The following is a 20,356-nucleotide window of genomic DNA, read 5'->3' on the forward strand; positions in this document are numbered from 1 at the left end:
ACCACCGCCAGTGAAGCGCGTTCAATTCGTCTTCATCGAATCGCACCGTTCGAAGAAGGGCCTAATAGGGCGATGTACAAGGCCGAGACGCGGGGAATTCGTGTGACCGTTGAGCCCCGCTTCGTCGAGGAGGAATCCTCGCCGAATGAAAGTCGTTACTTCTTCGCCTATACGGTCGAGATCGTGAACACCGGCAGCGAGCAGGTGCAGCTGCGCTCCCGGCACTGGCGCATCATCGACGGGCACGGGGCCTGCCAGGAAGTGCGAGGCACGGGCGTGGTCGGCAAGCAGCCGGTGCTAGAGCCCGGCGAGTCCTTCTGCTACACGAGCGGCTGCCCGCTCAACACGCCCGATGGCCTGATGGCCGGCAGCTACACCATGGCGACGGTGGCCGGCGAGAGCTTCGAGGCCGAGATTCCCGCCTTCTCCCTCGACAGCCCGCACGTCCGCCGCAGCCTGCACTGAGGTCCCGGCTCCGGGGTCTCGCTCCGGAGGGACCTATGTCTGGGATCGGCGAGCGGCTCAGCCCGCTCGACATGCTCGCTCGCCTCGTGTCGTTCGATACCGAGAGCGACAAACCGAACCTCGCCCTGATCGATTCCGTCTGCGCCTATCTCGACGGTTGGGGTGTCCGTTATCTGCGCCTGCCGAACGCGGCCGGCGACAAGGCCGCCCTGTTCGCCACGATCGGCCCGATGGTCGACGGCGGCGTCGTGCTCTCCGGCCATACCGACGTGGTCCCGGTGGCGGGTCAGGCTTGGACCGGCGACCCGTTCACCCTGCGCGTCGCCGACGGGCGGGCCTACGGTCGTGGCGCCGTCGACATGAAGGCCTTCGACGCCCTGGCGCTGGCGCTGGTGCCCGACATGCTGGCCGCCAGCCTCACGCGGCCGATCCACATCCTGCTGTCCTACGACGAGGAGACCACCTGCCTCGGCTCGATGGATGTGATCACGCGGTTCGGTGCCGACCTCCCGCGGCCCGGCGCCGTGATCGTCGGAGAGCCGACCGGCATGGAGGTCGCGGACGCGCACAAGAGCATCGTCACCTGCCTGACCACCGTACACGGCCACGAGGCCCATTCGGCACGGCCGGCGCTGGGGGCGAACGCGGTCGCGGCGGCCTGCGAGCTGGTCGCCGGCCTGAACCGGATCGCCGACCTGATGATCGAGCGCGGCGACGCCTCCGGGCGCTTCGATCCGGCCGCCACCACGGTCCATGTCGGGACGATCCACGGTGGCACGGCGCGCAACATCCTCGCCAAGGAGTGCCGCTTCCTCTGGGAATACCGCGGCCTGCCGGACCTCGACCCGGCCGAGGTTCCGCGCCTGTTCGGCGAGGTGGTCGAGCGGGTGACGCGCGAGCGCCTGAACCGCTACGGTGAGTACGGGCGAATCGAGACGCTCGAGGAGGTCGACATTCCTGGGCTCGCACCAGATCCAGGCTCAGAGGCCGAACGGCTGTGCCTGCGGCTCGCGGGGCGCAACCGCACCATCGCGGTGCCCTACGCCACGGAGGCCGGTCGCTTCCAGCAGGCCGGGATCGCGACCGTCGTCTGCGGCCCCGGCGACATCGCCCAGGCCCACCAACCCGACGAGTTCATCACCCTCGACGCGCTCGGCAAGGGCGAGCGGTTCCTGAGGGCCCTGATCGAGGCTTGTGCGTCATGAACGCGCTGATCGGCATCACCATCAAGCTGCGCCCGCTGGAACGCGAGGACCTGCGCTTCGTCCACCAGCTGAACAACAACGACAGCATCATGCGCTACTGGTTCGAGGAGGCCTACGAGTCCTTCGCCGAGCTGCAGCAGCTCTACGAGCGCAACATCCACAACCAGACCGAGCGCCGCTTCATCGTGGCCGATCCGAGCGGCGAACCGGCGGGGCTGATCGAGCTCGTGGAGATCAACCACCTGCACCGGCGCTGCGAGTTCCAGATCGCGATCCACCCCAGCTTCCAGGGCCGTGGCTATGCTTGGCAGGCGACCCGGATCGCCATGGATTACGCGTTCAGCGTGCTCAACATCCACAAGCTGTACCTACACGTGGACCGGGACAATGCCCGGGCCGTGCGGATCTACGAGCGCTGCGGCTTCCATCCCGAAGGCGTGCTCAAGGACGAGTTCTTCGTGAACGGCCGCTATCGCGACGCCGTGCGGATGTGCCTGTTCCAGCCGGATTATCTCAAGAACCGCGGCAGCGGCGACATCGCCGAACCGGTGCTGAAAGTCTGATCCCGCGGCGGATGCGGGAGGGGCCGCGCGGACCCCTCCCGGACCTCTGCTTAGTTGCGGCCGGCGCCGGGCTCGCGGCCGACCCTTCCGGCTCCCTGCGCTGCGCCGCCCTGAGCGCCACCGGCATTCATGTCGCCGCGCTCGGTGTTGCCCATCCGGCCACCGTCGTTGTTGGCCGGCCGCGCGCCACCCTGCTGGTCGCCGCGCTCGGAGGCATCGCGGATGCCGTCCTGTCGGCCGCCCCGCATGTCGCCGCTACGCGTGCCGTTGTCCCGGCCCTGGCGATTGGCCGTCCGATCCCTGTCGCCGCCGTCAGTATTGCGGGCGCCGTCGCGCTGATCGCGACGGTCCGTGCGGACGCCGGCGCGGGTCTCGGCCCGGAAGCCGGCATTGACCGTGCCGCCGCCGCTCAGGCGACGGTATTCATCGGAGCCGTAGCGCACCCTCTGGCCGCGGATCGTCACGAACCGCTCCTCGCGCACCGATACCAGGCGGCGATACTCGGGCGAGCCGTACACGACACGCTGGCCCCGGATGGTCACGAAGCGTTCCCGCGGCCGGCTCTCGCGGACGCCGACGAGGCGGCGGTACTCGGGCGAGCCATAGAGGACGCGCTGCCCGCGGATCACCACGTACCGGACCCGAGGCCCCCGATTCTCGGTAACGATCAGGCGGCGGTACTCGGGCGATCCGTAGACCACCCGGTGGCCGCCGATCACCACGAACCGGCCCTCGCGGCGGACGCCGCCTCCGACTCGATCCGACCGGACATCGGTCCGGCGCTCCGTGCGGCTCTCGCTGCGCCCACCCCGGATCTCGGCGCGCTCGCCCCGCGCACCATCCCGGCCGCCGCGCGCACCGGCTTCCGAGTCGGCCCGCCCGCGATCCTGGGCTGCCCGGTCACCGGAAGCCCGGTTGCCGTTCCCACCCTGCGCGGCCCGGCCGCTCTCCGCACCGGTGCGTCCCGCTGCCGCCTGATCGGCGGCCTGTGACGCGGTCCGGTCGGACCCGGTCCGCAGGCTCGATTCCGAGCCGCCGGCTTCGGCCCGGCCGGCCATCCCGGTGCCGCGATCGGCCCCGCCCGGCTGCTGCGCATAGGCCGAGGTGCTGATCAGCAGCGCGGCCAACCCGATCGACAACGTTCGCATGGCGTCTCCTCCGATATTGAAGCAGCCACGCAACGTCGAAGGTCCGAAAACGGTTCTGTCCGGGATCCTTAAAAATTCGCGCATCGAATACTGAGGTGACAGCGTTTCGCGCGGAGAAGCTTGACCGTTATCGGTAGCCGAGACCGGAAGATCGGTCTTGCTGGCTAAGTATCTACTGGTTCGACTGCGCGCCGATTTCGGCTTCGACCTCCTGCGGGTCGAGGTCGTAGCGGCGGGAGCAGAACTCGCAGGTGATGACGATGCGCCCGTCATCCGCGATGATGTCGCGCCGCTCCTGAGGCGAGAACGAGCGGATCATGCCCATGACGCGCTCCTGGGAGCAACGGCAGGCCTCGTGCACCGGCTGACGGTCGAACACACGCACGCCGCGCTCGTGGAACAGCCGGTAGAGCAGGCGCTCGCTGGACACGTTCGGATCGACCAGCTCGTGGTCCTCGACCGTGCCGACGAGAGAACGCGCCTCGACCCAAGCATCGTCCTCGACAGCTTGACCGGACAGATGCGTATGTCCCTCCGGGATGTCGCCCGGCGGCAGATCGGCGAGGCGGGCGCGGTCGATCGACTGCGGCAGGAACTGCACGATCAGGCCGCCGGCCCGCCACCGGGCAGCCCCCTCCTCCACCGCCTCGGCGACCGCGAGGCGCACCTGGGTCGGGATCTGCTCGGACTGCCGGAAATACTGGTGCGCAGCCTCCTCCAGGCTCTGGCCTTCGAGGGCGACGACGCCCTGGTAGCGGCTGGACGCGGAGCCCTGGTCGATGGTCATGGCGAGGTGGCCCGCACCGATCAGGTCGGCGTCCTTCAGCGGGCGCTCGCCCAGGGCGGCGACCCGGTCGGCGTCGAACCGCGCGGTGGCGCGCAGGCGATCGGGCGCCTCGAAGTCGACGACGATCATCGCCACCGGACCGTCGGTCTTGGTCTGGAGCTGGAAGCGGCCCTCGAACTTGAGCGACGAGCCCAGCAGCACGGTCAGGGCGGCGGCCTCGCCCAGAAGCCGGGCGACGGCATCCGGGTAGCCGTGACGGCGCAGGATCGTATCCACCGAGGGGCCGAGCCGGACCAGCCGCCCGCGTACGTCGAGGGCTTCCACGGCAAAGGGCAGTACGGCATCGTCCGCGCCGTCATGGCCGTTGCCGACCGCCTGCACCTGGGATTGCGACTCTGTTCCTGAGGTCATGCCCGCTCCGATCGATCCATTCGGCGCCCGCGACGGCCGCTCCGACAGGCCGGGGCGCGGGTCCCGCTCCCGCAGGGAGGGGAATGGCGTGAGGAAGTGGACCCGTCTGGAGCGATCTGTTCCCTCACCCCGCCCGCGCCGGCACGGGAGAAGGGGCGCATCGCGCCACATCCGTCGCCGGGATGCTGCCGTCCGGCAGCCGTGATGGGGAGGCGGGCCGCGAAAGCCGCCCGCTCACCCGTATATGGGGCGGCATTCCGACATTCGCGACCGCCCCGCCTCGAAAATCGGGACCGGTGCGGTGCGCGAGCCTGCGTTCAGGGCGTCTCCGCGCCCAGGCACCAGGCCAGGATCCCCTTCTGCGCGTGCAGGCGGTTCTCGGCCTCGTCGAACACCACGGAGCGCGGCCCATCCATGATCTCGGCCGTGACTTCCTCGCCGCGGTGGGCCGGCAGGCAGTGCATGAAGATCGCGTCCGGGTTGGCGGTCGCCATCAGCTTGGCGTTCACCTGATAGGGGTTCAGCAGGTTGTGGCGGTGGCCTTCGTCGTCGTCGCCCATCGAGACCCAGCAATCCGTCACCACGGCGTCGGCGCCGGCCACGGCCGCGAAGGCGTCGGTGCCGACATTGACCGTCGCGCCTTCGCGCTTCGCCCAGGCGATCAGGCCGGGCGGGGGGGCGAGCTCGGGCGGGCTGGCGATGTTGAGACGGAAATCGAGCCGCGCGGCCGCGTGGACCCAACTCGCCAGAACGTTGTTCGAATCACCCGACCACGCCACCGTGCGGCCCTTGATCGGCCCGCGATGCTCCTCGAAGGTCATCACGTCGGCCATGATCTGGCACGGATGCGAGACCTTGGTCAGCGCGTTGATCACCGGCACGGTCGCGTGCTCGGCCAGTTCCAGCATCTGGCCGTGGTCGAGGATGCGGATCATGATCGCGTCCACGAAGCGCGACAGGACCTGGGCGGTGTCGCCGATGGTCTCGCCCCGGCCGAGCTGCATCTCGGAGCCGGTCAGCATCAGGGTCTCACCGCCGAGTTCACGCATCGCCACGTCGAACGAGACGCGCGTCCGGGTCGAGGGCCGGTCGAACACCATCGCGAGGGTCTTGCCGACCAGGGGGCGCTCGGCGGCGCGCTCACCCTTGCGGCGGCGCGCCTTGATGGCGGCGCTCGCGTCGAGCACCCCGCGCAGCTGCGCTCCGGAGAAGTCCTTGAGGTCGAGGAAGTGGCGGGGGCCGGCACCGTTCAGGTGCGGGACTGGGGCACGCGCCCGGCCGTCAATCTGGGCTTTCATCGCGTCACGTTCGCTAGAGCCTGCTCCACGATCACCTGATCATGAACGACACTCTATCTCCTGGTGAGGGGCATTCTCGTCACGCACGGCGGGATCGACCGTGCCCGAAAATGCTTCGCACCGCCCGGCACCGGAACGCGGCGCTGGGCGGTGATTCGTAGAAGCGGGATCGGCCTGCTATTCGGCCGCCCCGCGCAGAGCTGCGAAGGAGGAGGCGGCCTCGTCCAGCCGCCGGACCGCCTCGTCGATCTCGCTGTCGCCGACGATCAGCGGTGGCAGCAGGCGGACGATGTTGTCGCCCGCCGGGATAACCAGAAGATGTGCGGCCCGGGCGGCGGCGGCAAAATCCGTGTTCGGCACGCCGAGCTTGAGGCCGAGCATCAGTCCCTCGCCTCGGACCTCTTGGAATACGTGCGGGTGGCGGTCGCGCAGGGCGGCCAGCTTCTGCTTGAGCAGCAGCCCGGCATGGGCGACGCGGGCGAGGAACCCATCCGCCAGCACCACGTCGAGAACGGCGTTGCCGACCGCCATGGCGAGCGGGTTGCCGCCGAAGGTGGTGCCGTGGCTGCCGGCAGTCATGCCGCGGGCTGCCTCGCGGGTGGCGAGACAGGCGCCCATCGGGAAGCCGCCGCCGATGCCCTTGGCCACGCTCATGATGTCCGGGGTGATGCCGGACCATTCGTGCGCAAACAGCTTGCCGGTGCGCCCGACACCGGTCTGGACCTCGTCCATGATCAGCAGCAGGCCGTGCGCGTCGCAGATCTCGCGCAGGCGGCGCAGATCCGCATGCGGGATCACCCGCACGCCGCCCTCGCCCTGGATCGGCTCGATCATCAGGGCGGCCGTCTCCTCGCCGATCACGGCCTCCAGAGCCGCGAAGTCGCCGGCCGGGACCTGATCGAAGCCTTCGACCTTGGGGCCAAACCCCTCGATGTATTTCTGCTGGCCGCCTGCCGCGAGGGTCGCCAGGGTCCGGCCGTGGAAGGCGCCCGCGAAGGTGACGATCCGGTAGCGCTCCGGATTGCCGCCGGCCGCGTGATACTTCCGGGCGATCTTGATCGCCGCCTCGTTGGCCTCCGCCCCCGAGTTGCAGAAGAACGCCACGTCCGCAAAGGTCGCGTCCACGAGACGCCGCCCGAAGCGCTCGCCGCCCGGGATCTCGAACAGGTTCGACGTATGCCAGATCCGGCTGGCCTGCTCGGTGAGCGCGCCGACAAGGTGCGGATGGGCGTGGCCGAGGCCGTTGACCGCGATGCCGGCCCCGAAATCGAGATATCGCTCTCCGGCCTCCGTCACGAGCCAGGCGCCCTCGCCGCGCTCGAAAGCGAGCGGCGCGCGGACGTAGGTCGGCAGAAGGGCTGACGTCACGGATCCCGTCTCCGTCTCTCAAGGCACCGGAGCAAGCATTGTGCCGGCTCCAAATGAAAGTGCCGCCTCGTTATGGGCGGCACGCGCGCGATTACTATGAAACGGCCGGCTCCTGTCAACGTTGCGACGTCGGTTCAGGGTGCGCGGCAGCTCTGCGCGATGCTTGCGCGGATCGGATTTCAGCGGTGTGACACCCGGCCGATGCCCTTGCGCGGCAGGGTGCGGACATGCTCCTGCTGCCGCAGATTCGAGTTGGCGCGGGAGAATCCCATGAGCACGATCAAGGACCGTCTGGAGAGCCTGGGCCTCACCTTGCCGAAGGCGGCGGCACCGGTGGCCAACTACGTGCCGTTCGTGCGCACCGGCAACCTCGTGGTCATCTCCGGCCAGGTCTGCTTCGGCGCGGACGGGACCATCGCCCCCGAGCACAAGGGCAAGGTCGGCGGCGACGTCTCGGCCGAGGCCGGCAAGGCGGCGGCTCGGCTCTGCGCCCTCAACGTCCTGGCTCAGCTCGAGGCTGCGGTGGGTGACCTCGACCGGGCCCTGGAGCAATGCGTGCGGCTGGGCGGCTTCATCAATGCGGCCCCGGGCTTCTCCGCGGTCGCCGGGGTGATGAACGGCGCCTCCGACCTGATGGTCGAGCTGCTGGGCGACAGCGGACGCCATGCCCGCTCGACGGTCGGCGTCGCCGAATTGCCCCTCGACGCCGCGGTCGAGGTCGAGGCGATCTTCGAGGTCCGCTGAGCGTGGCTGCGCCCGACTGGCTCACCGCGCGGCCGATCGCCCATCGCGGGTTGCACGACCGGGCGGCGGGTCGGCCGGAGAACACCCTGGCTGCCGCCCGTGCGGCGGTGGCGGGGGGCTTTGCCATCGAATGCGACGTTCAACTGAGCGCCGATGGCGAGGCGATGGTGTTCCACGACGCGGCGCTGGGCCGGCTGACCGGGGCGAGCGAGGCGATCGGGACCAAATCGGCGGCCGAACTCGGGGCGCTCGTTGTCGGCGGGACCGCCGAGACGATCCCGACCCTGACGGCCTTCCTGGCGGCGGTGGCTGGGGCGGTCCCGGTCGTGATCGAGGTCAAGTCCCGCTACGATGGAGACCTGCGGCTGGCGACCCGTGCGGCGGAGATCGCCGTGGCTTCGGGCGGCCCCGTGGCGATGAAGTCCTTCGACCCGCAGGTGGTGGCCGCCTTGCGGGATCTCTGCCCGCCCGCAATGCCCCGTGGGATCGTGGCCGAGACCACCCAGGACGACCCTGCCTATGCCGCCCTCCCCTGGGCGACGCGCCGGGCCCTGTCCAACCTGCTGCACTTTTCGGAGTCGCGGCCCGACTTCCTGTCCTGGCGGGTCGACGACCTCCCCTGCGCGCCGACCTACCTGTGCCGGCTCCTCAGCCGCATCCCGGTGATGGCCTGGACGGTGCGGACCGAGGACCAGCGCATCCGCGCGGGCGCGCACGCGGACCAGATGGTGTTCGAGGGTTTCGTCCCGTGATCGATGCGGGCCGTTCGGTTTTGCCGCCCGACGGTGTGACGCCGTCGTCCATCTGACAAGTCCGCCGGGCAGCCGCGCGCATCCGCCCGCTTGCCCGGCTGCCCGGCCCGGCTAGATTGGGCGCATGAAGCAAACACCCGGGCCGGCGCCGGAGACCTCCTCGCTCACCGTGCGGGCGATGACCGGCTTGAAGGAGATCGGCGCCGCGGCCTGGGATGCCTGCGCGTTCTCCTCCGAGACCCTGGCGGCGGGCGACGAGACTCACAACCCGTTCGTCTCGCACGCCTTCCTGTCGGCGCTGGAGGAATCCGGCTGCGTCGCGCGCAAGACCGGCTGGCTGCCGCTCCACGTGGCGGTGGAGCGCGAAGGTACGCTGCTCGGGGTGGCGCCTTGCTATCTGAAGTCGCACAGCCAGGGCGAGTACGTGTTCGATCACGGCTGGGCCGATGCCTACGAGCGGGTCGGCGGCGCCTATTATCCGAAGCTGCAGGTCAGCGTGCCGTTCACCCCCGTGAGCGGCCCGCGTTTCCTGATCGCCCCGGGCGCCGATCCGGACGAGGCGACCGCCGGGCTGGTCGCCGGCCTGCGGGCGCTCCGGGCCGAGACCAAGGCGTCGTCGATCCACGTCACCTTCATGCGCGAGGCCGAGTGGGAGCGGGCCGGAGCCGCTGGCTTCCTGCAGCGCACCGACCAGCAGTTCCACTGGGAGAATGCCGGCTACGCGAGCTTCGACGATTTCCTCAACGCGCTCGCATCCCGAAAACGGAAGACCATCCGCAAGGAGCGGCGCGACGCGCTAGCCCCCGGGATCACCGTCGAGCACCTGACCGGCGCCGACATCACCGAGGCCCATTGGGATGCGTTCTACGCCTTCTACATGGATACGGGCGCGCGCAAATGGGGGCGGCCCTACCTCAACCGCCGGTTCTTCTCGCTCCTGTCCGAGCGCATGGCCGACCGGGTTCTGCTGATCATGGCCCGCCGCGGTGACGCCTACATCGCCGGCGCGATCAACCTGATCGGCGACACGGCGCTGTACGGACGCAACTGGGGCTGCATCGAGGACCACCCGTTCCTGCATTTCGAGATCTGCTACTATCAGGCGATCGACTTCGCGATCCGCCGCGGGCTCAAGCGGGTCGAGGCCGGGGCGCAGGGGGAGCACAAGCTGGCCCGCGGCTACAGGCCGGTGCTGATGCACTCCGCCCACGACATCGCCGACCCGGCCTTCCGCCGGGCGGTGGCCGATTATTTGCAGCGGGAGCGCGCCCACGTCGCCGAGGCGGTCGACGTCCTCGACACGCTCACGCCGTTCCGGCGCACCGACGCGGACGCTGTCGGCGACGCTGAGGCCCGGTCCACGCCTTCGTCCCCCGAGAGCCCGAGCACATGAGCCCGATCGACCACATCAAGACCTATGCCGACGAGCTGACGGCCCTGCGCCGCGACCTGCACGCCCACCCGGAGCTGGGCTTCGAGGAGGTACGCACCGCCGGCATCGTCGCCGATCTCCTGGAGCAGTACGGCTGCGAGGTGCATCGCGGCGTCGGCGGCACCGGCGTGGTCGGGCTCCTGAAGGGCCGCACCGATAACGGCCGCCGGATCGGCCTGCGCGCCGACATGGACGCCCTGCCGATCGAAGAGGAGACCAACCTCCCCTATCGCTCGACCTACGCGGGCAAGATGCACGCCTGCGGTCATGACGGCCACACGACGATGCTGGTCGGCGCGGCGCGCTACCTCGCCGAGACCCGCGACTTCGACGGCACGGCCGTGTTCGTGTTCCAGCCCGCCGAGGAGGGCCGCGGCGGCGCCCGGGCGATGCTGAAGGACGGGCTGTTCGAGCGCTTCCCGTGCGACGAGATCTACGGCCTGCACAACCAGCCGGGCGGCGGCCACGGGCGGATCAAGCTGCGCCCCGGGCCGCTCATGGCGGCGGCCGACTTCTTCGACATCAACATCCGTGGCCGGGGGGCGCACGCCGCCCATCCGCAAGGCGGCATCGACCCGATCGTGATCGCCACGGGGCTCGCCCAGGCGCTCCAGTCGATCGTCTCGCGCAACGCCGACCCGCTGAAGTCGATCGTGCTGTCGATCACCCGGATCTCGGCCGGCTCGGCCTACAACGTCATCCCGGAGACGGCGCAGCTGGCCGGCACGATCCGCACCTTCGATCGGGAACTGCGCGCGCTCGCCGGAACTCGCATGCGCGAGCTGGCCGCGGGCTTCGCCGCCGCGTACGGCGCCGAGATCAAGGTCGATATCCACGACATGTTCTCCGTTCTGGAGAACGCACCCGAGCAGGCGGCCGCCGCGACTGCGGTGGCGACCGAACTTTTCGGACCCGACAATGTCGAGGCGGATGCGGCCCCGAAGATGGGCAGCGAGGATTTTGCCGACATGGCCCAGGCTGTGCCGGCCGCGTATGTCTGGCTCGGCTCGAACCCCGGTCCGGGCCTGCACAATGCCAGCTACAATTTCGACGACTCGGTTATCCCGATCGGCAGCGCCTTCCTGGCCCGGATGGTCGAGAGCCGCACCGCCGCCTGAGACGACGCCTCAGCCCGCTGCGGTCGCGATCCGCGACCGCAGCGCGGCCAGCGCGCGGGTGAAGACCGCCGGCTCGTCGAGCGCCCGCGCGAGCACGATCGCCCCCTGGATCTGCGCGACGACGTCCTCAGCCAGCGCCGTGCAGGCTTCCGCATCGTGCCCCGCACGCATCAATGCGTCGGCGAGGGCGGCGACCCAGCGGGCGAAGTAGCCCCGCACCGCCTCGGCGAACAGATCACGGCCGCTGCCGAGGGCCAGGACGCCGACGAGGCAGACCCGCTGCCCCGACCGGAAATAGGTTTGGACCGACGCGAACATCTCCCAGATCGCGGTCTCGGGCCGGTCGGCCTCGCGCAGCGGCCGGTATACGTTGGCCTCGAACCACGCGTCGATCTCCGCGAGCACGCAGGCTGCCATCTCGGCCTTCCCGCCCGGGAAGAGGTGGTACAGGCTGCCTTTGCCCAGGCCGGTGGCCTTGCCGATCAGCGCGAGGCTGGCGCCCGCGTAGCCGTGCTCGCGAAAGACCTCCGCGAGCGCCGGCAGAATCTCGCTGCGCACCGTCACCGTGCCTAGAGGCCCAGGTCGCTCAGGCCCGGATGATCGTCGGGGCGCCGGCCCAGCGGCCAACGGAACTTCCGGTCGGCGGCGGCGATCGCCAGATCGTTGATGCTGGCGATCCGGCGGCGCATCAGCCCGTGCGCGTCGAACTCCCAGTTCTCGTTGCCGTACGAGCGGTACCATTGCCCGCCCGCGTCGTGCCACTCGTACGCGAAGCGCACGGCGATCCGGTCGCCGCCGCAGGTCCAGAGCTCCTTGATCAGCCGGTATTCGCGTTCGTGCGCCCACTTGCGCTGGAGGAACGCCACGATCGCCGCGCGCCCCGACAGGAACTCGCTTCGGTTCCGCCACACGCTGTCCGGCGTGTAGGCGTGCGAGACCCGCTCTGGATCCCGCCCGTTCCAGGCATCCTCGGCCATGCGGGCCTTTCGGGCGGCGGTCTCCGCGGTGAAAGGTGGAAATGGCGGGCGGTCCGACATCAGCGCATCCTCACGGTTTGTACCGATTGGTACAAACGTGGACGCATCGGGAGCTCCCGTCAACCGGATCGGCTCGCCTTGCGGGTCGGTACGGCTCGTCCAAAGGCAGCGGCGGGATCCGCGCCCTGGGTCCGATAGGCGGCCGGGGCTGCACCGATGATCCGGCGGAACATGGCCGCAAAGGCGCTGGGCGTCTCGTAGCCCAGCGCGGCCGCGGTTTCGGCGACCGATCCGCCTCCAACCAGCATCGGCAACGCGGCCAGGACGCGGGCCTGCTGACGCCAGACTGAGAACGGGACCATCAGCTCTCGTTCCGCCAGCCGCGCCAGTGTTCTCGGCGAGGCCCCGGCATCCCGGGCGAAGGCCGCCATGTCCCGCCGGTCGCCGGGACGCGCCAGGATCGCGTCGCAGACACGCCGGAGCCGCGGGTCGTCCGGCATCGCCAGGCAGAATGGGCAGTGCGGGAGCGCGGCGACCTCATCAAGCAGGACATCGAACAGCCGGCCCTGCCGCCCGACCCGATCGTCCGCCCGGCCATCGCGGATCGCCCGCAGGATCAGTTCGCGCAGGAGCGGCGTCACCGCGAGACCGGTCGGCACGTTCGGCCGCTACGGCAAGGTGGGCGACGTGGAAGGTCCGGAGCTCTTTCACCGCCGAGAAGCCGTGGGCCATCACCACGGCCGCAGCGGATGCGCCCTCCGGTGTGTCCGGCCGATAGAGCCAGCCCCGCAAGGTCCGGCCCTCCGAACTGAACACAACATCGCTTCGCATCGGTCGCTCCCTCGATCGCCGAAGCATCGTGCCGGACCTTGCTTAGGTCGGCGCGGTGAACCCGGTCAAAGATGGCGCCGTTTCGGCCAGAGATCCCTGTCGCCCGATGGCGCCGTCCACCGTCGACAGCCAGGCCGATCGGTGCAACTCTGGCACGCAAAGCGCCGCGGAGCGCGGCCCGGCGGACCGGGCGATACGATCGGGGAGGCTCATGGCGTCGGACATCCAAGAATCGCGGGCTGCGCTCATTCTTCTGGCGGTTGTGATCGGGGCGGTGCTGCTGTTCGGCGTGTTCACGCTGGTCACGCAGATCGGCTGAAGCCCGCGCATGAAGTACAACCGTCGCGCGTCCATCGACATGGCGCGAAACCGGGGACGGTTCGTCGGTCGGCGGGAATAACCTCAATCCATCAGTAGAATGACCGGGAGAGCATTGAGGTTGCGGTGTTGAGTTAACCGCCTCTTAATTCCATCATGGGTTGTATGGCTGCGAAGAATGCGTGCGAGGGGCACGCCGGTTTCGGAGATCGCCCATGGTTGTCGACGCGATCAAGCGCCCGCGCGGCCTGCCGGTGGATCTGTCGGCAGCCCTCGACGCGTCCGGCGTGATCGGCGCGTGGTCGTGGTCGCCCCGGTCCGATCGCTGCACCCTCGATGCCGGCGCCGCCGACGTGCTCGCGGGCGATCCTGGCCTCGCCGGGCGGCCGATTCCGCTGGAGATCGCGAAGGCCTGCGTCCATCCCGAGGACCGGCCGGCGGTGGTGCGGCAGTTCCAGGCGATCCGCGAGCGCGGCGGCCTGTTCGTGGCCGAGTACCGCACGCTCTCGCCGGCCGGCCAGGTCCGGTGGATCCTCGACCGCGGCCGGCTGCCGGCGGGCTCGTCGAGCCGGCGGACCGGGCACGGCATCATCATCGACGTGACCGACAGCCGGCTCGAGGATGAGCAGGCCGCCCCGTTGCCGGTCGAGCCGCTGGATGCGCTCTCGGTCGCCATCGACCGGGCCCTCGAATGCCGCGACGCGCTCGAAGGAGTCGCGGATACCGAACTGCAATTGCTGATCGATATGCTGCTGCTGCGCCTCGGGCAGAGCATCGCCAAGACCCCCGCCGCCGCGGCGGCAGGCCGGCGCGGGCATTGACCGATCGCGGGGGCGGCTCCTCGGCACCCTGGCACAGGATCGCGCGCGGAAGCGCGGAAGCGCGGACCGGATCGGCCTTCGGCGAGGATATCGGCCCCTCGGCAAACGAGAGGGCCCGCTTCGAGACGTTGTTTGCGAAGGCCGCGCGATTGCAAGGCGCGGGGGCGTAGGGGCGGCTGATTGCTAACCCGGTTGAACGGGCGATGCATCCGGAGCAGTGATTTGCTTCGGCGATCCGGATGCTGTTGTCTGGCCGTTGTCGGAGCGACCCCGGTCTCTCTTCGATCGGACCTCTATGTCGCCCTGCCCGCCGCACGCATCCTGACGAGGCTGCTCCGATGGATCCCGGCGCGCGCGACACCGCTCGGCGGGGTGGTCTGTCCCGCTTCCTCGTTTTGTACGTTGCCCTGTACGGGGCCTACGGTTTCCTCTCCCCGATCCTGCCGGGCTTTCTCGCGGCGCGTGGGCTGGAGCCGGGGCAGATCGGCACCCTCCTGGCAGCCGCCGGCGCCCTGCGGCTGGTGATCGGCCCCCTGGCCGGCGCCTTCGCGGACCGGAGCCGGGCCGGCCGTCCCGTCCTGGCGGCGAGCATCGCGCTCGCGGGTCTCGCCGTCCTGGCGCACCTGCCCGGCGTCGGGTTCTGGCAGCTCCTTGGGCCGGCCCTGCTGTACGCGGCCGGAACCGCCGCGCCTGCGCCGCTGGCCGACGCGCTGGCGCTCGCCGCCGCCCGGGGCGGGGCCGTCTTCCAGTATGGCTGGGTCCGGGCGGCCGGCTCGGCCGGCTTCATCGCCGCCACCGGCGCCGCCGGCTGGCTGATCGCCGCGTCCGGCTTGTGGGCCGCGCTGGTGGCGAGCGGGGGCCTGTTCATCGCCGCTTCGGGTGCGGCCCTGGCGCTGCCGGTCCGCGAAGGCGCGCAAAACGGCCCCATGCCGTGGCACAACTTCGCGGATCTGCTGCGGCTGCCGCGCTTCCTGCGCGTGGTCTTCGCGGCTTCGCTGGTGGTCGGCGCCCACGCCATGCATGACGGTTTCGCCATGATCCTGTGGCGCGCTGCCGGAATTGGAGCCGGCACCGCCGGACTGCTCTGGTCTGGATCGGTGGCGGCCGAGGTGCTGGTGTTCCTGTTCGCCGGACCCTGGCTCCTAGCGCGGATCGGGCTCCCGGCCGGAATCGCGGTCGCGGCGCTGGCCGGCGCCCTGCGCTGGGCGGCGCTCGCCTCGACCACAGCGATCCCCGTCCTCGCGGGTGCGGAGGTCCTGCACGGGCTGAGCTTCGCCCTGCTGCACCTCGCCTGCCTCGGCCTGATCGAGGCCGCGACGCCCCCGGAACGTCGGGCCACCGCGCTGGCACTCTACGGGACCCTGGGCCTCGGCCTGTCCGGCGTGCTGGCGACGCTGGCCTCCGGCGCGCTCTTCGGCGCCTTCGGGGCACTGGCCTTCTGGGCGATGGCGGCCATGAGCCTCGCCGCCCTGCCGCTGGTGCCGGGTCTGCGGGACGGCTGAAGCCGCGGGTTCTTTTCCCGGCCCTGTGGTACGGACCCGGAACGGACCCGCCCGATACGCCCGCATGCCCTTTGTCGCCGAGATCCTGATCCCGCTGGCGCTCGATGCGCCCTACAGCTACGCCGTGCCCGGCGGCCTCGACCTCGCGGTCGGCGACGTGGTGCAGGTGCCGCTCGGGCCCCGCGAGATCGTGGGCGTCGTCTGGGGCTTGGCCGAGACGGCCGGCGGCTCGAACCTGCGCCCCGTGACCGGCACCCTCCCCTACGCACCGCTCTCGGAGCCGCTGCGCAGTCTGGTCGACTGGATCGCCCGGTACACCCTCGCCCCGAAGGGCTCGGCGCTCGCCATGGTGCTGCGCCTGCCCGACGAGGCCGCCGCCGCCGAGACCGCCCGGGTTGCGGTGCGCCTCACCGACAAGCCGCCCTCACGGCCGACCGCGGCGCGAGCCAAGGTCGTGGCGACGGCCGCGGACCGTGCGCTGCGCGGCAAGAGCGCGCTCGCCAAGGAAGCCGGGGTCTCGCTCTCGGTAATCGACGGCCTGATCGACGACGGCGTCCTGGAGACCATCGCGGTCGAGCCCGAGCCGGTCGCCCTGCCCCCCGAGCCGGACTTTCCGCGCACGCCGCTCTCGCCCGCCCAGGCCGAGGCGGTGACGGAACTGGTCGAGCCGTTCCCGTGGCTGTCACCCGACGCGGAGGCGGCCGACAACCGGCCGATCCTGCTCGAGGGCGTCACCGGCTCCGGCAAGACCGAGGTTTATTTCGAGGCGGTCGCGGCCTGCGTCCGGGCGGGGCGCCAAGCGCTGATCCTGATGCCCGAGATCGCCCTCACGGCGCAGTTCCTCGACCGGTTCGCCCAGCGCTTCGGGGTCCGGCCGGCGGCCTGGCATTCCGGCATCGGCGGCAAACGCCGCGAGCGACTGCGGGCCGCGGTGGCGGCCGGCGAGGCTCTGGTGGTGGTGGGCGCGCGCTCGGCGCTGTTCCTGCCGTTCGCCCGCCTCGGCCTGATCGTCGTCGATGAGGAGCACGAGGCGGCCTACAAGCAGGAGGACGGCGTCCACTACCACGCCCGCGACATGGCGGTGGTGCGCGGGCGCCTGGAGGGCTGTCCGGTGGTGCTGGCCTCGGCGACGCCGTCGATCGAGACCCGGGTGAACGCGGCGCGCGGGCGCTACCGCCACGTGCTGCTGCCGGAGCGGTTCGGCGGGCGGCGCCTGCCCGACATCGCCGCCATCGACATGCGCAAGGACCAGCCCGAGCGGGGCCGCTTCCTCAGCCCGCCGCTGGTCAACGCCGTGAAGCATACCCTGGAGCGGGGCGAGCAGGCCTTGCTGTTCCTCAACCGCCGGGGCTACGCACCGCTGACCCTGTGCCGGGCCTGCGGGCACCGCTATCAGTGCAAGAACTGCTCGACCTGGCTCGTGGAGCACCGGTTCCGGCGGGCGCTCGTCTGCCATCAGTGCGGCTACACCGAGCGGCGGCCCGACGCCTGCACCGAGTGCGGCACCTTCGACAACCTGACCGCGTGCGGCCCCGGCGTCGAGCGGATCGCCGAGGAGGCCGCTGCGCTGTTCCCGGACCGGCGCATCGTCGTGCTGTCGAGCGACTTTCCCGGTGGCGCCGACCGCCTGCGACAGGAGCTGGAGGCGGTGGCGGCCGGTGAATGCGACCTCGTCATCGGCACGCAGCTGGTGGCCAAGGGCCACAACTTCCCGAGCCTGACCCTGGTCGGCGTTCTGGACGCCGATATCGGACTGACCTCTGGCGATCCGCGGGCGGCGGAGCGCACCTTCCAGCTGCTTCAGCAGGTCACCGGCCGGGCCGGGCGCGGCGACAAGCCCGGCCGGGCGCTGGTCCAGACCTACCAGCCCGAACACCCGGTGATCGCCTCCCTGTTGTCGGGGGATGCGGAGCGCTTCTATCAGGAGGAGATCCACGCCCGCGAGGCGGCGGGGCTGCCACCGTTCGGGCGGCTCGCCGCGCTGATCGTCTCGGCCGCCGAGCGGGAGGTCGCCGAGGCGCACGGACAGGCGCTCGCCCGCGCCGCCGATCCGCCGGAGGGTGTGATGGTGCTGGGGCCCGCGGAGGCGCCGCTCGCCTTGGTCCGGGGCCGCTACCGCTTCCGGCTGCTGGTGAAGACGGAGCGCAACATCGACATGCAGGCCTATCTGCGCGCCTGGATCGCCCGCGGCCCGAAGGTGCGTGGCAACGTCCGGGTCGCGATCGATGTCGACCCGCAGAGCTTTTTGTAAGACAGTGCGGCCACGGGCAGCGGACCCGCGGCCGGAGATCGGCGGCGGGACGCGTGCGGTTCCCGGAGGAGCGATCAGTGCTGAGCTATACCAAGACGCCGGACTCGAACGTCGCCGAGATCGTGGTCGACGGCAAGATCTCCGACGAGGAGATGAACGCCGCGATGAATGCCATGAAGGCGGACCTCGACAAGGGCGGCAAGATCAAGCTGCTCGAGGATATCCGCGCCTTCGAGGGCATGGAGCCGGCCGCCTTCTTCAAGGACCCGCGCTTCGGCATCTCGATGATGAAGAGCGTCAGCCATGTCGCCCTGGTGACGGATGCGCCCTGGCTGAAGGCATTGGCCGAGACCTTCAATTTCGTCTCGCCGACCCAGATCAAGGTGTTCGAGCGCGCCCGCCTCGCCGAGGCGCGGACCTGGCTCGCCGGCGCCGCCTGACCGTCGTCAGTCGGCCTGCGCGGTGCGGTCGTTCCTGCGCCGCGCGGTCCAGTGGCCGGAGCATAGGGTGGCGACCTTCCAGGTGCCCGAGCCGGTACCGGCCTGAAGCCGCCCGGTTCCGGTCCCGCTCGCCGTCCCGGTGGTGACGGCGAGACCGACGCTGCCGTCGGCGCCGACATGGCCGCTCACCCGGGCTCCTGCCTCGCCCGAGACCAGCCGAACCTGGCCCTCGCGGATCGCCAAGGCGTAAGTGTAGCGGGCGTTGCATAGCCCGCTCTCGGTCACGAGTTCCACCGACCACGTTCCGTTGTTCGCGCCCGGTGCGGCGTGGGCCGACGGGGATATGGCGGAGAACAGGCCGGCGGCGAGAGCCGCGGCGGCGACCAGTTTGATCATGCGGGTATCTCTTTCAGCAAAGCGCGCGCCGCCCGTCATGGCGCGCTGGGTCACACTCGTCGATGGAGGATGACGCAATGCTGAATGAGGGAAGCGGCAAGAGTATGGCTGCACGGTTTTTGGGTGAGATCAGGATCTGCGCCTCGATGAGGCGGAAATAGTCACGCCGCGCTCTGCGATTGCTTGGCCGTATCATTGATTGGGGAACGTTCATCCACGCCGTCCTCGAAGGCGGCGTGTGGAACGGGTGCGCCCGGGCCCGGCGTAGCATTCTTCTCGACCCGCGCCCGGATTTTCAGATTGCGCCTTGGCACGGGGAACAGACGCGCCCGCCCATACCGTCGAGCTCGTGCATCGCAGGGCGAGGCATCGGTCCCCCGCGCCGGGGCGAGAGACGAGATGTCCATTTCGGGCTGGACAGCGCGACGGCAGGATGAAGAAAAAGTCCTCTGCCGTCAGGGAAAGGAGGTACGGCGCACCTAGCGGAACGCGCTGCGTGACCGTCGCAGCCCGTCCTGGAGCGGCGGTACGAGGCCGGTGCTTCGTCGAGCGGCGCGGACCATGTCCGCCCGACCGCGTGTCCCGGCCCCGCGCGTCTCAATCCGTCAGTGAGCGCGCCTCTTCCGGCAGCATGATCGGGATGCCGTCGCGGATCGGGTAGGCGAGCTTCGCAGAGCGGCTGATCAGTTCCTGGCGGGCGGAATCGTATTCGAGCGTGCCCTTGGTCAGCGGACAAACCAGGATCTCAAGGAGCTTGGGGTCCACGCGGGTCGCCTCGACGGTGGTTGTGAGGTCGTTGGTCATCGGTCGTGCGAGCCTATTGCATCGTCGGCTCGGGGCCGGAGCCGCGAACCAGTTCCATCTGCGTGACCGCGATCAGGATTTCCGCCCGGGTCTTAAGGTCGGGGGCCTCCAGCATCGCCTGCTTCTCGCGAACGCCGAACGGACTCATCATGCAGAGGGCGTTGACCAGCGCCTCGTCTGGCGCCTCGTCGATCCCGTCCCAATCCACCTTCAGATCGTTCGATTCCACGAAGTCGCGCAGTGCCTTGAGGACGCCGTCGCGGTCGACCAATTCCTCGCCCGCCCGCGCCTCGAAGTCCACCGCGAAGTCCTCGTAGGAGACGTGGCAGCGGCGGTAGGTGCTGGTGGAGGCCAGCTCGCTCTCGACCCGGAACCGGCTGATGCCGGTCAGCGAGACGAGGTAACGGCCGTCGCCGGTCTCGGCGTATTGCGTGATCCGTCCCACGCAGCCGACCCGGTAGAGCTTGGGGTTCGCCGCCCCCGACCCTTCCGGATCGGGCTGGATCATCCCGATCACCCGATCCGTGCGCATCGCGTCGTCGATCATCGACAGGTAGCGTGGCTCGAAGATGTTCAGGGGCATCTGGCCGCGCGGCAGCAGCAATGCGCCGGGCAGCGGAAAGACTGGGATGACGGCGGGGCAATCCGCCGGGCCCTTGTAGCTCGCATGGGTGCTCATGGCGCCTCCCGGATGGGCCTGATGCTGGGGCGGAATATCCGCCCCA

At 70.2% G+C, this 20,356-nt stretch carries 22 protein-coding genes; 12 read left to right on the plus strand and 10 right to left on the minus strand.

What is annotated here, in order from left to right; genetic code table 11:
- The first annotated feature begins 72 nt into the window (after nucleotides 1-72).
- From apaG to speG, 3 genes are read left to right on the plus strand one after another with little or no spacing between them, the layout of a single operon-like run.
- Nucleotides 73-465 carry a Co2+/Mg2+ efflux protein ApaG gene (gene apaG / locus AC0IY0_RS08845; protein WP_147908818.1) on the plus strand — a complete coding sequence of 131 codons (393 nt, stop codon included), beginning with the start codon at nucleotides 73-75 and terminating at the stop codon, nucleotides 463-465.
- 35 nt (nucleotides 466-500) lie between these two features.
- Nucleotides 501-1,670 (plus strand): acetylornithine deacetylase, encoded by a 1,170-nt coding sequence (gene argE / locus AC0IY0_RS08850; RefSeq protein WP_419829616.1) that lies wholly within the window; start codon nucleotides 501-503, stop codon nucleotides 1,668-1,670.
- Nucleotides 1,667-2,233: a spermidine N1-acetyltransferase gene (speG, locus tag AC0IY0_RS08855; protein WP_147908816.1), complete on the plus strand. Its 567-nt coding sequence runs from the start codon at nucleotides 1,667-1,669 to the stop codon at nucleotides 2,231-2,233. The genes argE and speG overlap by 4 nt, the downstream gene beginning before the upstream one ends.
- 50 nt (nucleotides 2,234-2,283) lie before the next feature.
- On the opposite strand, the gene AC0IY0_RS08860 is transcribed toward speG, so the two are convergent.
- From AC0IY0_RS08860 to AC0IY0_RS08875, 4 genes are all read right to left on the minus strand, one after another.
- Nucleotides 2,284-3,381 (minus strand): hypothetical protein, encoded by a 1,098-nt coding sequence (locus tag AC0IY0_RS08860; RefSeq protein WP_471763624.1) that lies wholly within the window; start codon nucleotides 3,379-3,381, stop codon nucleotides 2,284-2,286.
- A 172-nt stretch (nucleotides 3,382-3,553) separates the two neighbouring features.
- Nucleotides 3,554-4,579, minus strand: a complete 1,026-nt coding sequence (locus AC0IY0_RS08865; RefSeq protein ID WP_147908814.1) for an Hsp33 family molecular chaperone — start codon at nucleotides 4,577-4,579, stop codon at nucleotides 3,554-3,556.
- A 317-nt stretch (nucleotides 4,580-4,896) separates the two neighbouring features.
- Nucleotides 4,897-5,877, minus strand: coding sequence for an ornithine carbamoyltransferase (gene argF, locus AC0IY0_RS08870; protein ID WP_147938355.1), 981 nt, complete (start codon nucleotides 5,875-5,877; stop codon nucleotides 4,897-4,899).
- A gap of 177 nt (nucleotides 5,878-6,054) precedes the next feature.
- Nucleotides 6,055-7,245, minus strand: coding sequence for an aspartate aminotransferase family protein (locus AC0IY0_RS08875; protein ID WP_147908812.1), 1,191 nt, complete (start codon nucleotides 7,243-7,245; stop codon nucleotides 6,055-6,057).
- A 270-nt stretch (nucleotides 7,246-7,515) separates the two neighbouring features.
- On the opposite strand from AC0IY0_RS08875, the gene AC0IY0_RS08880 reads away from it, so the two are divergent.
- The 4 genes from AC0IY0_RS08880 to AC0IY0_RS08895 all read left to right on the plus strand — a co-directional run bounded on the left by AC0IY0_RS08880 (nucleotide 7,516) and on the right by AC0IY0_RS08895 (nucleotide 11,291).
- Complete coding sequence (locus AC0IY0_RS08880) at nucleotides 7,516-7,989, plus strand: RidA family protein (RefSeq protein ID WP_419829613.1); 474 nt, start codon at nucleotides 7,516-7,518, stop codon at nucleotides 7,987-7,989.
- 2 nt (nucleotides 7,990-7,991) lie between these two features.
- Nucleotides 7,992-8,741, plus strand: a complete 750-nt coding sequence (locus AC0IY0_RS08885; protein ID WP_471763625.1) for a glycerophosphodiester phosphodiesterase family protein — start codon at nucleotides 7,992-7,994, stop codon at nucleotides 8,739-8,741.
- 124 nt (nucleotides 8,742-8,865) lie between these two features.
- The gene (locus AC0IY0_RS08890) at nucleotides 8,866-10,134 is read left to right on the plus strand and encodes a GNAT family N-acetyltransferase (protein WP_471763626.1); all 1,269 of its coding nucleotides are present in this window, start codon (nucleotides 8,866-8,868) and stop codon (nucleotides 10,132-10,134) included.
- Nucleotides 10,131-11,291: a M20 aminoacylase family protein gene (locus AC0IY0_RS08895; protein ID WP_147908808.1), complete on the plus strand. Its 1,161-nt coding sequence runs from the start codon at nucleotides 10,131-10,133 to the stop codon at nucleotides 11,289-11,291. The genes AC0IY0_RS08890 and AC0IY0_RS08895 overlap by 4 nt, the downstream gene beginning before the upstream one ends.
- Nucleotides 11,292-11,300: 9 nt before the next feature.
- Here AC0IY0_RS08895 and AC0IY0_RS08900 read toward each other — a convergent pair whose 3' ends face one another.
- The 3 genes from AC0IY0_RS08900 to AC0IY0_RS08910 are packed head-to-tail and all read right to left on the minus strand — an operon-like array spanning nucleotide 11,301 to nucleotide 12,927.
- A complete protein-coding gene (locus tag AC0IY0_RS08900) occupies nucleotides 11,301-11,855 on the minus strand; it encodes a TetR/AcrR family transcriptional regulator (protein WP_471763627.1) in 555 nt (184 codons plus the stop codon).
- A gap of 5 nt (nucleotides 11,856-11,860) precedes the next feature.
- Entirely contained in the window at nucleotides 11,861-12,328 is a 468-nt protein-coding gene (locus AC0IY0_RS08905; RefSeq protein WP_471763628.1) for a nuclear transport factor 2 family protein, read from the minus strand.
- Nucleotides 12,329-12,387: 59 nt separating this feature from the next.
- Nucleotides 12,388-12,927, minus strand: coding sequence for an AraC family transcriptional regulator (locus AC0IY0_RS08910; RefSeq protein ID WP_471763629.1), 540 nt, complete (start codon nucleotides 12,925-12,927; stop codon nucleotides 12,388-12,390).
- A gap of 278 nt (nucleotides 12,928-13,205) precedes the next feature.
- Here AC0IY0_RS08910 and AC0IY0_RS08915 point away from each other — a divergent pair, with 278 nt between their 5' ends.
- The 5 genes from AC0IY0_RS08915 (at nucleotide 13,206) to AC0IY0_RS08935 (ending at nucleotide 18,431) form a co-directional block, all read left to right on the plus strand.
- Entirely contained in the window at nucleotides 13,206-13,418 is a 213-nt protein-coding gene (locus AC0IY0_RS08915; protein ID WP_471763630.1) for a hypothetical protein, read from the plus strand.
- A 214-nt stretch (nucleotides 13,419-13,632) separates the two neighbouring features.
- On the plus strand, nucleotides 13,633-14,238 hold the full coding sequence (locus AC0IY0_RS08920) for a PAS domain-containing protein (RefSeq protein WP_419829608.1): 606 nt from the start codon (nucleotides 13,633-13,635) through the stop codon (nucleotides 14,236-14,238).
- A gap of 338 nt (nucleotides 14,239-14,576) precedes the next feature.
- Nucleotides 14,577-15,740 (plus strand): MFS transporter, encoded by a 1,164-nt coding sequence (locus tag AC0IY0_RS08925; RefSeq protein ID WP_471763631.1) that lies wholly within the window; start codon nucleotides 14,577-14,579, stop codon nucleotides 15,738-15,740.
- A 64-nt stretch (nucleotides 15,741-15,804) separates the two neighbouring features.
- Complete coding sequence (locus AC0IY0_RS08930) at nucleotides 15,805-17,991, plus strand: primosomal protein N' (RefSeq protein WP_471763632.1); 2,187 nt, start codon at nucleotides 15,805-15,807, stop codon at nucleotides 17,989-17,991.
- A 77-nt stretch (nucleotides 17,992-18,068) separates the two neighbouring features.
- Nucleotides 18,069-18,431: a SpoIIAA family protein gene (locus AC0IY0_RS08935; RefSeq protein ID WP_147854795.1), complete on the plus strand. Its 363-nt coding sequence runs from the start codon at nucleotides 18,069-18,071 to the stop codon at nucleotides 18,429-18,431.
- Nucleotides 18,432-18,437: 6 nt separating this feature from the next.
- On the opposite strand, the gene AC0IY0_RS08940 is transcribed toward AC0IY0_RS08935, so the two are convergent.
- From AC0IY0_RS08940 to AC0IY0_RS08950, 3 genes are all read right to left on the minus strand, one after another.
- Nucleotides 18,438-18,827 carry a hypothetical protein gene (locus tag AC0IY0_RS08940; protein WP_419829607.1) on the minus strand — a complete coding sequence of 130 codons (390 nt, stop codon included), beginning with the start codon at nucleotides 18,825-18,827 and terminating at the stop codon, nucleotides 18,438-18,440.
- Nucleotides 18,828-19,424: 597 nt separating this feature from the next.
- Nucleotides 19,425-19,631, minus strand: coding sequence for a Trm112 family protein (locus tag AC0IY0_RS08945; RefSeq protein ID WP_147854793.1), 207 nt, complete (start codon nucleotides 19,629-19,631; stop codon nucleotides 19,425-19,427).
- 13 nt (nucleotides 19,632-19,644) lie between these two features.
- Entirely contained in the window at nucleotides 19,645-20,310 is a 666-nt protein-coding gene (locus AC0IY0_RS08950; protein ID WP_147938342.1) for an LON peptidase substrate-binding domain-containing protein, read from the minus strand.
- Between the last annotated feature and the right edge of the window lie 46 nt (nucleotides 20,311-20,356).

It is taken from the genome of Methylobacterium sp. AC315 (assembly GCF_979253755.1).

What these genes read in the sequence shown, in the direction of transcription:
- apaG (WP_147908818.1), top strand. Translation starts at nt 73, where the DNA reads ATGTACAAGGCCGAGACGCGGGGAATTCGTGTGACCGTTGAGCCCCGC.
- argE (WP_419829616.1), top strand. Translation starts at nt 501, where the DNA reads ATGTCTGGGATCGGCGAGCGGCTCAGCCCGCTCGACATGCTCGCTCGC.
- speG (WP_147908816.1), top strand. Translation starts at nt 1,667, where the DNA reads ATGAACGCGCTGATCGGCATCACCATCAAGCTGCGCCCGCTGGAACGC.
- AC0IY0_RS08860 (WP_471763624.1), bottom strand. Translation starts at nt 3,381, where the DNA reads ATGCGAACGTTGTCGATCGGGTTGGCCGCGCTGCTGATCAGCACCTCG.
- AC0IY0_RS08865 (WP_147908814.1), bottom strand. Translation starts at nt 4,579, where the DNA reads ATGACCTCAGGAACAGAGTCGCAATCCCAGGTGCAGGCGGTCGGCAAC.
- argF (WP_147938355.1), bottom strand. Translation starts at nt 5,877, where the DNA reads ATGAAAGCCCAGATTGACGGCCGGGCGCGTGCCCCAGTCCCGCACCTG.
- AC0IY0_RS08880 (WP_419829613.1), top strand. Translation starts at nt 7,516, where the DNA reads ATGAGCACGATCAAGGACCGTCTGGAGAGCCTGGGCCTCACCTTGCCG.
- AC0IY0_RS08890 (WP_471763626.1), top strand. Translation starts at nt 8,866, where the DNA reads ATGAAGCAAACACCCGGGCCGGCGCCGGAGACCTCCTCGCTCACCGTG.
- AC0IY0_RS08895 (WP_147908808.1), top strand. Translation starts at nt 10,131, where the DNA reads ATGAGCCCGATCGACCACATCAAGACCTATGCCGACGAGCTGACGGCC.
- AC0IY0_RS08905 (WP_471763628.1), bottom strand. Translation starts at nt 12,328, where the DNA reads ATGTCGGACCGCCCGCCATTTCCACCTTTCACCGCGGAGACCGCCGCC.
- AC0IY0_RS08915 (WP_471763630.1), top strand. Translation starts at nt 13,206, where the DNA reads ATGGCGCCGTCCACCGTCGACAGCCAGGCCGATCGGTGCAACTCTGGC.
- AC0IY0_RS08920 (WP_419829608.1), top strand. Translation starts at nt 13,633, where the DNA reads ATGGTTGTCGACGCGATCAAGCGCCCGCGCGGCCTGCCGGTGGATCTG.
- AC0IY0_RS08925 (WP_471763631.1), top strand. Translation starts at nt 14,577, where the DNA reads ATGGATCCCGGCGCGCGCGACACCGCTCGGCGGGGTGGTCTGTCCCGC.
- AC0IY0_RS08930 (WP_471763632.1), top strand. Translation starts at nt 15,805, where the DNA reads ATGCCCTTTGTCGCCGAGATCCTGATCCCGCTGGCGCTCGATGCGCCC.
- AC0IY0_RS08940 (WP_419829607.1), bottom strand. Translation starts at nt 18,827, where the DNA reads ATGATCAAACTGGTCGCCGCCGCGGCTCTCGCCGCCGGCCTGTTCTCC.
- AC0IY0_RS08945 (WP_147854793.1), bottom strand. Translation starts at nt 19,631, where the DNA reads ATGACCAACGACCTCACAACCACCGTCGAGGCGACCCGCGTGGACCCC.
- AC0IY0_RS08950 (WP_147938342.1), bottom strand. Translation starts at nt 20,310, where the DNA reads ATGAGCACCCATGCGAGCTACAAGGGCCCGGCGGATTGCCCCGCCGTC.